This is a genomic window from Flagellimonas sp. B-3 (genome assembly GCF_056857835.1).
The window spans coordinates 81,391-94,601 of the sequence record NZ_JBSXNW010000017.1 but is presented as its reverse complement, the minus strand read 5'-3'; the positions used below and the strand labels follow the sequence as shown (position 1 = coordinate 94,601).

Genomic DNA, 13,211 nt, shown 5'->3' with positions numbered 1-13,211 from the left:
TGCCCAAAAGTAGGATTTTTAAAGGACGTGGCATATACCGTTTAGAAAGCTTTGGCATTTCTGCTCCAAATGGTTGCAGCCTCACATTTTACTTTCCCTGTTTTAAGGAAAGCGTAATACGTCCAAAACGCCAGGTGTTGTGATAAAGAACCACCTTTGCCCTGTATTTATTTGTTCAAAAATGCAGAGTACATCCAAACCAATTTTTCCTGTTCACGGATGTAATCGCTCATCAAGGCGTTGGTACCCTCATCGTTGGAATCTCCGGACATTTCCAGAAGCTCCCTTTCCAAAGGTAGCAGCACTTCATAGCCATTTAGGATTGCCTGAACAGCTTCCTTGCCGTTTGATACATTCTTTGCTGCCTTAATCTTGGATAGCGCTGAATAATCGGCATAGTTATGTAAAGGTGTAAAGCCCAAGGTCAAGATTCTTTCGGCAATTTCATCAATTTTTATCAATGAATCGTTATAGAGCTCTTCAAACTTTGCATGAAGTTCAAAAAACTTTTCACCCTTAATGTTCCAATGGAATCCACGGGCATTCATGTAGAATAGTTGATAATTGGCCAAAAGTTCGTTCAGTTTGTCGGATAGGTCGCTCGAAGCTTGTTTATCTAGCCCTATTTGATTGAGTTTATCAGTCATATCGCTTTATTTTTAGATTGAATTAAAGATAAAGCAAATGTCTTGCACTTAAAGTGATATAAGTCACATAAGGCAATGTTTTGGATACTGAAAAACTACTTTGATAGCTTACCTATGAATAGTTTGAAGCCTGTCGGGGCCTACGGATACGATTTTAATGGGTACATTTAATTGATCTTCCAAGAACGTGATATAGTCGTTCAGCGCAGTAGGTAATTCCTCTGTCTTTGTAAGTTTGGTTAGGTCTTTGGCCCAACCTTTCATTTCGGTGTAAACAGGTGTTACATATTCCTCTTCGATATTGTAGGGCAAATGCTGAATTTCCTCTCCCTTGTATTTGTAGGCCGTACAAACTTTGATGGTTTCAAAACCGCTTAAAACGTCGGCTTTCATCATCATAAGCTCGGTTACCCCATTAATTTGAACGGCATATTTTAGGGCGACCAAATCCAACCAACCACAACGTCTTGGCCGTCCAGTAGTGGCGCCGAATTCGTTACCTATTTTTGCCATTCTTGCCCCATCCTCGTCAAAAAGTTCGGTAGGGAACGGTCCGCTGCCCACACGGGTGGTATAGGCCTTGAATATTCCCAAAACTCTTTCAATTTTATTGGGAGCCACGCCTAATCCGGTACATGCACCGGCTGCCGTAGTGTTGGATGAGGTTACAAAAGGATATGTGCCGAAATCAATATCCAATAAAGAGCCTTGGGCACCTTCGGCCAAAATCTTTTTGCCTTCTGCTTGGGCTTTAAAAATGTACTCCTCGCTGTCTATAAAGGTTAATTTTTTAAGTGTTTCCACACCTTCACAGAATTCTGCTTCAAGTTCGGCCAAATTGTATTGGATGTCCACATTGTAAAAATCAATCATGGCTTCGTGCTTATTGGCCAGGGCACGGTATTTTGTTTTCCAATCGTCAAACTCAAGATCACCGACACGCATACCGTTACGGCCAGTTTTGTCCATGTAAGTTGGACCAATGCCTTTAAGGGTGGAACCAATTTTGGCCTTGCCTTTGGAAGCTTCCGAGGCAGCATCCAATAAGCGATGTGTTGGTAGAATCAAGTGTGCTTTACGGGATATGAAAAGCTTGGTTTCAATATCAATATTGAACTGCTCCAAGTTGTCCAGTTCTTTTTTGAAGATTACGGGGTCTATTACAACTCCGTTCCCCACAACATTTATGGCGTTCTTATGAAAAATCCCAGAGGGAATTGTGTGCAAAACGTGTTTTATGCCATCAAATTCCAAGGTGTGGCCTGCGTTGGGCCCTCCTTGAAATCGGGCTATAATATCGTATTCCTTGGTCAGTACATCAACAATTTTTCCTTTTCCTTCGTCTCCCCATTGGAGTCCAAGCAATAAATCTACCATGTAATGTTCGGGTTATTCAGTTAGGTTTTTTTCTTTGTTTCGAGTTCCGTAGAAATATAATGAGTGATTGTTGATCTTAATGTCAAAAACCTCTTCAATTGTTTTTTTGATGGATTGAATGCGTGGGTCGCAAAACTCCACTACTTCGCCTGTATCGGTCAAGATAACGTGATCGTGCTGACGGTCGAAATATGACTTTTCGTACTGTGCCTGATTTTTGCCGAATTGATGTTTGCGTACCAATTTGCTCTCCAATAATAGTTCAATGGTATTGTAGAGGGTGGCACGGCTTACCCTGTAGTTTTTGGTTTTCATTTTAATGTAGAGCGATTCCACATCAAAATGATCGTCACTTTCGTAAATTTCCTGTAAAATGGCGTAGCGTTCAGGGGTTTTGCGGTGTCCTTTTTCCTCAAGGAACGAGGTGAACACGTTTTTTACAATTTCCTGATTTTTATTGTTTCCCATGGCTTTCTACCTATACTAAGGCACAAAGGTACAGTTAAAAATTAAATTCTGCTTACTTTATCTATCCCTTCGACCTGCTTTAAACTGTTCATCAACCTTTTAAGGATATTGTTGTTTTTTACGACCAAGGTAATTTTTCCCTTAAAGGTACCGCCATCTGCACTAAAGTTGAGGTTGCGCATGTTCACGTGCATATTTTCGGAGATGATTTTTGTAATGTCCTTTACCAATCCCATATTGTCGATTCCCGTAATTTTAATGTCAACGGAGAATTCCTCTTGACTGGAATCTATCCATTTAGCGCTTATGATCCGGTAGGCATAGTTGGATTGCAGTGAGATGGCATTGGGGCAATTCTTCTTATGCACTTTGATGCCATCATTTACACTTACAAAACCAAAGACATCGTCGCCAGGAATAGGGTTACAGCATTGGGACAATTTGTAGTTTAGCCTTTCTTCTTCCTTTCCAAATACAAGTAAATCGTATTTGGTGGTAATTTCGTTTTTATCAACATCTTTTGGAACAGGTGTTTTGCGCATCCTGTTTTTAAAGAAATTGATGAAGGCATTATGATAGGAAGAAGAGAAGTCCTTCAGCTTATCGTTGTCAATAACCCCGATACCCACCCTGTAGAACAAATCCAAGCTGGTCTTTAATTTAAAGAAAGTTACCAGTTTGTTGATGGTGTCCTCGTTCAGGTTTATTTTTTGAGCTTTCAGCTTGCGTCGCAATATCTCCTTTCCTTCTTCGGCAACCTCTTTTTTCTCTTCGCTAAGTGATGATTTTATTTTGGAACGTGCTCGCGCTGTTTCGGCATAATCCAACCAGTTTTGGGTGGGTTTGGCACTATCTGAGGTAATTATTTCCACTTGGTCGCCACTGCGAAGTTTGGTACCTAAAGGAACTAGTTTGCCATTTACTTTGGCACCACGGGTCTTTAAACCTATTTCTGTGTGAATGTTGAACGCAAAGTCCAATGCCGTTGCTCCCTTGGGCATGGATTTTAAATCTCCTTTGGGGGTAAAGACAAATATTTCTTTGGAGTATAGGTTCAGTTTGAACTCTTCAACAAAATCAACAGCATTGCCATTGGCACTTTCCAGTGCTTCTTGTAATTTGTTCAGCCATTCTTCTATACCTTGTTCTTTTTGTGCTCCGTGCTTGTATTTAAAGTGTGCTGCATAGCCTTTTTCGGCGATTTCGTGCATGCGTTCACTTCTGATCTGTACCTCTACCCATTTGCCCTTAGGCCCCATTACTGTAATATGGAGCGCTTCGTAACCTGTGGATTTTGGTGAGGTAATCCAGTCGCGTAATCGGATAGGGTTAGGAGTGAAGTGGTCGGTAACAATGGAATAGATTTTCCAAGCGAGGAACTTCTCGTTCTTTCTATCGGATTTGTAAATGATCCGAATCGCGAATTTATCGTAGACTTCGTCAAAAGTAACATTTTGGGTCTTCATCTTCTTGCGAATGGAGAAGATGGACTTCATTCGGCCTTTGATGTAGTAATTCAGCCCTTCCTTGTCCAAGGATGTCCGTATTACGTTGGCAAAATCTTCGATATAGGCCGAACTTTCCTCCTCGGTCCCTTCTATTTTTGCCTGAATGTCATTGTACACTTCAGGTTCCGTGTATTTTAAAGAAAGGTCTTCCAGATGAGTCTTGATGTTGTACAGACCTATCCGATGTGCCAAGGGAGCGTAGATGTAAAGCGTTTCGGATGCGATTTTTACCTGTTTATGCTCCGGCATGGATTCCATGGTGAGCATATTGTGGTAACGGTCTGCGATCTTAATAATGATTACCCGAACATCATCATGCAAGGTCAGCAGCATTTTTCTAAAGTTCTCAGCTTGCTGACTAATGTCTTTGTCCTTCTTCAGATGGGCAATTTTAGTGAGTCCGTCCACAATTCGGGCAACGGTCTCGCCAAACATCCGCTCAATATCAGCCAAAGTATATGGCGTGTCTTCAACTACATCATGGAGTAGGGCAGAGGCAATGGAAACGGCATCCAAGCCAATTTTGGATGCTACGATCTTGGCCACTGCGATCGGGTGGAAAATATACGCTTCCCCTGATTTACGTCGTTGATCCTTATGGGCATCCACGGCCACATCAAACGCAGAACGAATCAACTTCTTGTCCTCATCCGTGAGCGTCTGGTAGCTTATGCGAAGTAATTCCTTGTACTGCTTCGCAATCTCCTTGTTCTCTTTTTCAATAGCAGCCTCTGTCATAGTATTTTAAATTTACTACAATCTTATTATCTAAACAACAAAAACTATGCCTTTAGGTTTCGGATACGTTCCACCAGTGGTGGGTGGGAGTAGTGCACAAAAACATAGGCGGGGTGTGGTGTTAAGTTGCTCAAGCTTTTTTTGGACAATTTTTTTAAAGAAGATACCAGCGGGGTTGCCGCGAATGTTGTTTTGGCAAAATCGTCGGCTTGAAACTCGAATTTTCTCGATAAATAGTTCATGACCAAACCGGTGATTTCGGAGATTGGGCTGTACAACAGGGCAAAACCTACCAAAGCGGCATGGAAGCTTGGAGTGGATACCCCAATGGCCAACGATATTTCAGGGTGGTTGATGAACAATGAAAGTATGAACAATGTCAGACCTGTGGTCAAAAGTGAGACAATAAGGTTGACAATAATGTGCTTCTTCTTGTAATGACCTACTTCGTGGGCCAATACTGCCACAATTTCATCTTCGCTCAAATCATTGATCAAGGTGTCAAATAGGGTGATGCGTTTTTCTTTTCCAAAGCCCGAAAAATAAGCATTTGCCTTTGTGGAACGCTTGGAGCCATCGATCACAAAGATGTTTTGGAGCTCAAAACCCACTTTCTGGGCATAGTTTTCAATGGAGCTTTTTAGGCTCCCATCTTCAAGTGGTGTTTGCTTGTTGAACAGTGGTACGATCAAGCGGCTATAGAACAAATTGATGAAAAGGATAACCACGGCAACCATGGCCCATGCATACATCCAAAAATTGGGCCCGGTAGACTGGTAAAACAGCATAAACAAAGTCAGAATACCTCCTCCTAAAATAATGGTAAGGATTCCACCTTTTAATTTGTCCGATAAAAAAATGGATTTAGTGGTCTTGTTGAATCCGTATTTTTCTTCGATCACAAAAGTTCGGTAGTAAGAGAAAGGTAATCCCAGAATGGCGCTTCCAAACATAATGATTCCGAAGAAAATCAAAGCCATTGGAATGGGTTCATCGGTGATGGAGCGAGTGAGTTGGTCTACCCATTCAAAACCTCCAAACAGCAGAAAACATACTGTCAAAACCAGAGAGAATCCATCGGAAATTACCCCAAATTTATAATTGGTCTGTTTGTACTGTTGCGATTTTCGATACTCGTTCTCATCATAAATATCGGCAAGTTCGTGGGGCAGTGTTGATTTGAAACGCTTGGCATTCAGGTACTCCAAATATTGGTGAACGAGATATTGGACTACAAGGATGACTAGAATGACATAAAAGAGAGTATTTTTTTCCATAGCTTAAAATCCGCGCTGGCGCTTCGCCTCAAATATAAGTATTGCAGCGGATACCGAAACATTCATGGAGTCTATTTCTCCCTGCATCGGTATAATTATGTTTTGGTCGGAATTTTTAAGCCAATTTTCGGTTAATCCAGTAGCCTCCGTACCCATAACTAGGGCCGAAGCGGCTTTAAAATCACAATCCACATAATTTTTGGAAGCGGTTAAGGCAGCACAGTAAATTTTGATTTGGTTGGTTCGTAAAAAAGCAATGATTTCGTCCGTGGTCCCCACGCCTATTTGGTTGGTAAAAAGGCAACCTACGCTGGAACGTATAATGTTTGGACTATATAGGTCGGACTTGGGGTTTGCTATTAAAACGGCGTCCACAGCGGCCGCATCGGCGGTTCGCAATAGCGCGCCTATGTTTCCAGGTTTTTCGGGAGCTTCGGCCACCAGCACCAAAGGTGTTTTGTTTTTAAAGCAGATGTTCTCCAATGCATGGTTTTTGGAAAGCATCAACCCGAGAACACCTTCTGTGGTGCCACGGTGGGCAATTTTGCCATAAACGCTTTCAGAAACTTGGATGATTTCAGGATTTAAGGACTTTGTAATGGACTCAATGGAAATATCACCCATAATTTCAGGACAAAAAAGAAGGGTTTGCAAAGTATACCCTCCCTTTTGCGCCAGTTCAATTTCCCGTTGTCCCTCCACAACAAAAAGCCCGGTCTTTTTTCGTTCACGGGATTTTTCTTTCAGTTGAAGAATTTTTTTCACCAAGGGGTTTTGGGCACTACTGATCAATTTAGCTTCCATACGCATGGTAAAAATAGCCATTCCTGTAATTATAAAAAGGGGTTTTCGACCAATTGATAAAATTCATATCATGAACAAATTAACCATTCTAGTGTTTTTTCTGGTCGTTTTAGCCTGCAAACAAACGCCTAAAACCGAAACAGTTAAAGAGCCTGTTCCTCAGGAAATTGACGAATCCAAAACGAAGTACCCAGATGCCATGGTCAAAGTTTTTGATGCACATGGAGGTTTGGAGCAATGGAAAAAGCAACGAACATTGTCTTATGTGCTTCCAAAACCTGAGTTGCCCGAAACACATACTATTGACTTGTGGTCCAGAAGAGATAGAATCGACACCGAACAATTTTCAATGGGCTTTGATGGCGAACAAGTGTGGTTGTTGAACACCGACGAAATTTATAAAGGTGATGCGGGGTTTTACCATAATTTGATGTTCTATTTCTATGCAATGCCTTTTGTATTGGCCGATGATGGCATTATGTATTCCGCAACTAAAGATTTGGAATACGAAGGGAAGAAATATCCCGGCCTCCAAATAGCTTATGAGTCGGGAGTTGGGGCCTCATCTAAAGATGAGTATTTTATCCATTTTGACCCAGAAAGCCATCAAATGGCATGGTTGGGCTATACGGTGACCTACAAATCTGGGGAAAGTTCGGATAATGTTAAATGGATTCGTTATGATAATTGGCAAGAGGTAAATGGATTGATTGTTCCTGAATCCATTACATGGCACAAATTTGAGGAAAGAAAAATTCTAGAGCCTGCAAGTACGGTCACTTTTGAAGAAGTTGGCTTGAGTGAGATCTCCAAACCTAAAGGGTTTTATGAAAAACCGGAAAATGGGGAATATGTGCCCATTAAGATGAATTAATCACACAAAACAAAAACGGCGCCCTTCCGAGCGCCGTTTTTTATTTTGGAATCTATTGTCCTTCTTTTTCTCTTTCGTATTTGCCCATGTACCGTTTCCAAAGTTCGGTCTGGTGGGTTTCCAACGAAATATCCCTACCATCAATATAGGCTTTAGTGAGTTTATTGGTACGCATATCCAATGCATCTCCCTCAGAAATAAAAAGGGTGGCACTCTTACCTTCTTCCAAAGTTCCGTACATATCATCAATACCCAAAATTTTGGCTGTGTTGCCAGTTAGTAATTGTAGGGCAGTTTCCTTATCCAGTCCATGGGCTACTGTTTGGCCTGCGTAAAAGGCAAGGTTCCTAGCTTGGAAATTGGCGGCATCCTCATTTTGAAGGCCTACTAAAAGACCGGCATCCAACAATAATTTTGGTAGTTTGTAGGTGATGTCGTAATCATCATCATCAAAACTTGGCAAGGCGTGTGTACGTTCCACTAAAACGGCTACATCGTTTTCTTTTAGAAAATCAGCTATTTTGTTGGCTCTATATCCTCCAACGATTACCACGTGCTTCACGCCCATTGCTTTGGCCATGGTCACACCATCGGTCATCTCCTTTTCGCCATTGGCATGGATGTACAAACGTTGAGAACCATCGAAAAGACCCTGCATGGCGGCAAACGGAAGGTTTTTCTCCGTCTCGCTTGTTTTTCCGTAGGCTTTGGAATTTTGGAAAAACATTTTGATGTCTTCCATTTCCTTCCCATAATCCTTGTTGGGGATATATCCTCTTTCTTCGCCCATCCACCAGCGGCCTCTTCTAAAAAAGTTTGGCCAGTTCATGTGGATCCCATCGTCTGTTTTTAAGGCAGCGTCTTCCCAGTTCCATGCATCAAACTGAACAATGCTGGAAGTTCCGGAAATGGTCCCGCCCTGTGGGGTTACCTGTCCGATTAATACACCGTTGGGACGCATACTTTCCACAACCTTGGACTCTGCGTTATAGGCTATCAAACTACGGACATGGGGAATCATCTCGCCAATTTCATCTTGATCGTCACTTGCTCTAACGGCATCGACTTCTACCAAACCAAGGGGCTTGGAAGGAGCGATAAAGCCTGGGTAAACATGTTTTCCCTCTGCATTGATCGTTGTCCCGGTAGTCGGTGTCGTAACATCTGCACCGATAGCGGTAATCTTTCCATCATTAAAAATAATGGTACAGTTTTCTATCACCTCGCCATTACCAACATGGGCCGTCGCCCCAATAATGGCAACTTGTTCGGATTGAGGTGGGGCAGGGGGTTGTTGTGCGTTCAATGAAACCCCAAAAACAATTGCTATGATTAAAACTATTTTTTTCATGATCTATTTTTAAAGGGTGTCACAATTAAACTCTTCTTTCTTGCTTTGAACGGGAGTACGGGACTTTTCACCCTTCTTGTTCTCGTTCAACATCATACCAATAAGTTGGTTTCTTTCCTTTTTGATGGATTCTCGTAGCATTTTGTCCTTTTCCAAGTCAAAATAAACTTTACCCTCGATCAATGTTTTTTCAGCTTTGGCATAAACCGATAGGGGATGGTCGCTCCAAAGCACTACATCGGCATCCTTGCCTTCCTCTATACTTCCCACGCGGTCGTCCAAATGAAGCAATTTGGCAGGGTTCAAGGTTACCGTTTTCCAGGCTTCAATTTCAGACATGCCTCCATATTTTACGGTTTTGGCGGCTTCTTGGTTCAATCTTCTGGACATTTCCGCATCATCGCTGTTAATGGCGACGGTAACACCTTGGCTGGACATGATGGCGGCGTTGTAAGGAATAGCATCGTTCACTTCATATTTGTACGCCCACCAATCACTGAATGTACCTCCACCAACACCGTGTTCGGCCATTTTATCGGCTACTTTGTAACCTTCCAAAATGTGTGTGAAAGTGTTCACACGGAAACCAAATTTCTCGGCGACTTTCATCATCATGTTGATTTCGCTCTGTACATAAGAATGGCAAGAGATGAATCGTTCTCCGTTTAGGATTTCGGCCAATGTTTCCATCTCCTCATCATAACGGTAAGGTTCTCCGCTCTTTTTCTTTTCATCATATTCCTTGGCGCGTTGGAAATAATCGGTATATACCTGCTCAACGCCCATTCTTGTCTGTGGGAAACGAGAATAGCTCCCCCAGTTGGACTGCTTTACGTTTTCTCCCAGAGCAAATTTGATGAACTTGGGTGAGTTGTCGAATACCATATCCTCGGCACTTTCTCCCCATTTCAATCTAAAAATGGCAGACTGTCCACCGATTGGGTTGGCAGAACCGTGCAACAATTGGGCAGTAGTAACTCCACCGGCCAAATCACGGTAAATGGCAACGTCTTTTGGGTCGATTACATCTTCCATACGTACTTCCGCGGAAGAATTGTGTCCTCCTTCGTTAATGGATAGCGCAGCAATATGTGTGTGCTCGTCAATAATTCCAGCAGTTAAGTGCTTTCCGGTGGCATCAACCAGGGTAGCTCCCCCAGCACGCAAATCTTTACCGACTTTGGAAATTTTACCATTTTTGATCAATACATCGGTGTTTTCCAGAATGCTCTCTCCCGTCCAAACGGTTGCATTTTTGAATAGGATATTTTCCTGCTCAGGCTTTTTCTTGAAGCCATATCCAACATTGGGATAGGTCAAAGCCATAAGCTGGGGCTTCTCGGCAGTTTCTTTGTCTTTGGATTTTTCTTCGAAAGGTGAAGTCTTGGTCATTGTTGCCGAAGTTTCATCACCATTGGGAAGAACCACACTTCCCGTAATGGTTTTAGTGTCCGGCAGAACATGGGCGACCATACGGTAAGAACCTACATTGTCTTCACTAAAAGAAATATTCAGCCAATCGGCGGAATAATCTATCTTGGAATCTACTGTTTCGTCACCTTTTTTGATTTCCGCTTTTGGTTTATCGGCATCTCCTGTCAAGGAAACCTTGTAGGTGCTTCCGTTAACAGCGAGATTATAATCCCCACGAATATCGATGATGTCCATGCTCTCGATAACATTCTTGGTTCCCTGGACCCAGTTTTCGTAAAGCGTGGTCCCTTTGTCAAAAATATCACCAGAGGTAATCAAGAAGTTGGCTTGGCTTCCGGCCTGTAGTGACCCTATTTCGTTGGATTTTCCCAAGATCTGGGCGGGAACAGTGGTCAAAGCTTCCAATGCCTTAGTCTTGGATAGGCCATAGGTAATAGCTTTCATAATTTTTTCCTTCAACTCTTTGGGGGACTTAAGTCCGTGCAAAGTAATGGAGAAATCCACACCGTTATCGGCCAAAACCTTTGGGTTTGATGGAGCCAAGTTCCAGTGTCTCATATCTTTCAAGGCAATGTATTTTGCCTCGTATGGGTTGGAAACATCGAATGCATCCGGAAAGTCCAGCGGTAGGATCAATTTGGCGTTTGTGGCCTTAATTTGGTCAATATGCTCGTACTCATCGCCCCCGCCCAAAATGGTATACTGTATGCCGAAAAGGTCTCCGATCTTATCGGCGCGTAAAACGTTACCGTTATCACCGGCAGCATAAATCTGGGTCAATCCCTTGTTGGCAATAAGTGCTTCCAAGGAACGGTCCTTGGTGTCCACATTGCCTTTGCTGTACCAGTCCATGTCGTAATAAACCTGACGCATCAATGCCATGGCTCCCATTAGTGAGCCTGGATAGGATTGTCTCGAAGCAATGCTTTTTTCAAAAGAAAAATATTGCGCAGATTTATCGGATAGGATACGTTGTGCTTCGGATGCTTCATCGTTCAAAGCAACCAAAAGTCCTGTCCCTCTGGCAATACCATCTTCAATGTGTGTGTTGATGGTTCCAAAACCTGCATTTCGAAGTTCTTTGGCCTCTTTTTCATCATACGTAAAACTATTGATGGCATCTTTCTCTGGCATAATATGGTCGTTCCAGTAGAATCCTTCCCTGGATGGCCCATATTGTGCCGATCTTCCGCCGCCGTTGGCTTTTTTGGGAAGTTTCACGCCAAATCCTGAGAATACATCGATGAATGATGGGTAGATGGATTTTCCATCAAGGTTTTCTACAACAGCATTTTTGGGAATGCTTACGGATTTCCCCACTTGTACCACTTTGCCGTTTTGGATGAGCAAGGTACCGTTATTGATAACCTGTGTTGGGGTTACATAGATCTTGGCATTGGTGAATGCCGTGTAATTGTTGTTTTTCTTTGCCTTTACGCCATCATTTTTTGGAAAGTAGTCCTGCGCAAACAAAGAAACACTGCCCATGAAGAGAAACAGTGCTAAAAGTTTAAGTTTCATAAGGTTTTAATTGAATTAGTCGGTTTAAATATAACCTAACTCTAAGGACTCCACAAGTTTCAAGGAGAGTCTAACTGTTGATTTCGGTAATTAATCATCAATCCAACAACAGAGTTGTAACTTTTGATGCCGTCCTTTTGGTTGTTTACCTTTAAAAAAGTGTTGAATACGGATTTAAATATGGGTTCCATGGGGTTCTCATATTTTTCCCAAAAATTGCGTAATTCATTAAAGTTCTCCTTTACCCCCTTGTTTATGGTGGCAACTATCTTATTATATTGTTCCTCATCTTTATGAAAAAGGTCGGTGAGACAATAGCCTAAGGCATGATTGTAAGCAGAATACTTAAAGTAAGGGTCTTCACTTTGTGAAGTGACCAAAAAACCGATAAAGTTAGTGGCCCCTTCTGCCGAGTAGCCCAATTGATGACCTACTTCGTGCCCGCTAACGGTGGGCAATCTAAATTTTGGGGTAATCCCGTTTACCTGTGCCTCGTTGGTAAAAGGGTTTAGGTAGCCGCCGTATCCCATAAAAGTGAGTGGAATACTGTATATGGAAGACTTTAGACTGCGGTGTTCGTATCCAAAATCGGGGTATTGTTTTGCAAAGTTCCCGTAGGCCTCTTCCGTTTTTGAGAAGATTTCCTTTTTGGAGTAGGGTATATGTACGGGTGACACGGTATCCCCTGTCAACTCAAATTGATATTGGTTTGTTTTTTCGACAATGTATCGGGTTAAATCAACCAATTCGTCAACCGTGTATTCACGTTCAATGCCCAATTTCCAGTTAATGGGTTGGCGGTGATAGTTCATGCCCCAAAGTAGATGAAAGGCAAAATAAACGATGGAAAGTACTACAACAATATCCTTTAAGAACAATAGCGGTTTTCTTTTGATACTTTTCCAATGCCTGTAAAGATATCCAATGGCTAAAATCACCAGAGCAGTGTACAACAAATCTCCAAAAGAGAAGGGAATCCAACCAAACAAGGTTCGTAGCAAACGGGAAATGTAGCTGTAAATCCCATTACTGTAATAATCCTCAACAAAGGTAGGGTAGCTGCTGAGCCATTTTACCAATAGTATTTGTACTGGAAGGGCTAGAGCTATGATTGTTTTGGTTTTTTGTCCCATCAAAAACGAAAGCAAAGTGTTATGAGCACTGAAAAATAAAAAGCCGCACAGAAAAGTACGGCTTTTTTATATTAAATCT

The 13,211-nt window shown here is 42.2% G+C and carries 10 protein-coding genes; 1 reads left to right on the top strand and 9 read right to left on the bottom strand.

Annotated elements, in window-relative coordinates:
- Positions 1-167: 167 nt before the first annotated feature.
- The 6 genes from AC13CS_RS05185 to AC13CS_RS05160 all read right to left on the bottom strand — a co-directional run bounded on the left by AC13CS_RS05185 (position 168) and on the right by AC13CS_RS05160 (position 6,840).
- A complete protein-coding gene (locus AC13CS_RS05185; RefSeq protein ID WP_293168224.1) occupies positions 168-647 on the bottom strand; it encodes a Dps family protein in 480 nt (159 codons plus the stop codon).
- A gap of 108 nt (positions 648-755) precedes the next feature.
- Complete coding sequence (locus AC13CS_RS05180) at positions 756-2,024, bottom strand: adenylosuccinate synthase (protein WP_293168222.1); 1,269 nt, start codon at positions 2,022-2,024, stop codon at positions 756-758.
- Positions 2,025-2,036: 12 nt separating this feature from the next.
- Entirely contained in the window at positions 2,037-2,492 is a 456-nt protein-coding gene (locus AC13CS_RS05175) for a Fur family transcriptional regulator (RefSeq protein WP_293168220.1), read from the bottom strand.
- A 41-nt stretch (positions 2,493-2,533) separates the two neighbouring features.
- Complete coding sequence (locus AC13CS_RS05170; RefSeq protein WP_293168218.1) at positions 2,534-4,738, bottom strand: RelA/SpoT family protein; 2,205 nt, start codon at positions 4,736-4,738, stop codon at positions 2,534-2,536.
- Positions 4,739-4,782: 44 nt separating this feature from the next.
- Entirely contained in the window at positions 4,783-6,015 is a 1,233-nt protein-coding gene (locus AC13CS_RS05165; RefSeq protein ID WP_293168216.1) for a M48 family metallopeptidase, read from the bottom strand.
- Between the two features lie 3 nt (positions 6,016-6,018).
- Positions 6,019-6,840, bottom strand: coding sequence for an RNA methyltransferase (locus AC13CS_RS05160; protein WP_293168214.1), 822 nt, complete (start codon positions 6,838-6,840; stop codon positions 6,019-6,021).
- 49 nt (positions 6,841-6,889) lie between these two features.
- Here AC13CS_RS05160 and AC13CS_RS05155 point away from each other — a divergent pair, with 49 nt between their 5' ends.
- On the top strand, positions 6,890-7,693 hold the full coding sequence (locus AC13CS_RS05155; protein ID WP_293168212.1) for a DUF6503 family protein: 804 nt from the start codon (positions 6,890-6,892) through the stop codon (positions 7,691-7,693).
- A gap of 52 nt (positions 7,694-7,745) precedes the next feature.
- Here AC13CS_RS05155 and AC13CS_RS05150 read toward each other — a convergent pair whose 3' ends face one another.
- From AC13CS_RS05150 to AC13CS_RS05140, 3 genes are read right to left on the bottom strand one after another with little or no spacing between them, the layout of a single operon-like run.
- Positions 7,746-9,044: an amidohydrolase family protein gene (locus AC13CS_RS05150; RefSeq protein ID WP_293168210.1), complete on the bottom strand. Its 1,299-nt coding sequence runs from the start codon at positions 9,042-9,044 to the stop codon at positions 7,746-7,748.
- A gap of 9 nt (positions 9,045-9,053) precedes the next feature.
- Positions 9,054-11,999 carry an amidohydrolase family protein gene (locus AC13CS_RS05145; protein WP_293168208.1) on the bottom strand — a complete coding sequence of 982 codons (2,946 nt, stop codon included), beginning with the start codon at positions 11,997-11,999 and terminating at the stop codon, positions 9,054-9,056.
- 59 nt (positions 12,000-12,058) lie between these two features.
- Positions 12,059-13,132, bottom strand: coding sequence for a DUF3810 domain-containing protein (locus tag AC13CS_RS05140; protein WP_293168206.1), 1,074 nt, complete (start codon positions 13,130-13,132; stop codon positions 12,059-12,061).
- Between the last annotated feature and the right edge of the window lie 79 nt (positions 13,133-13,211).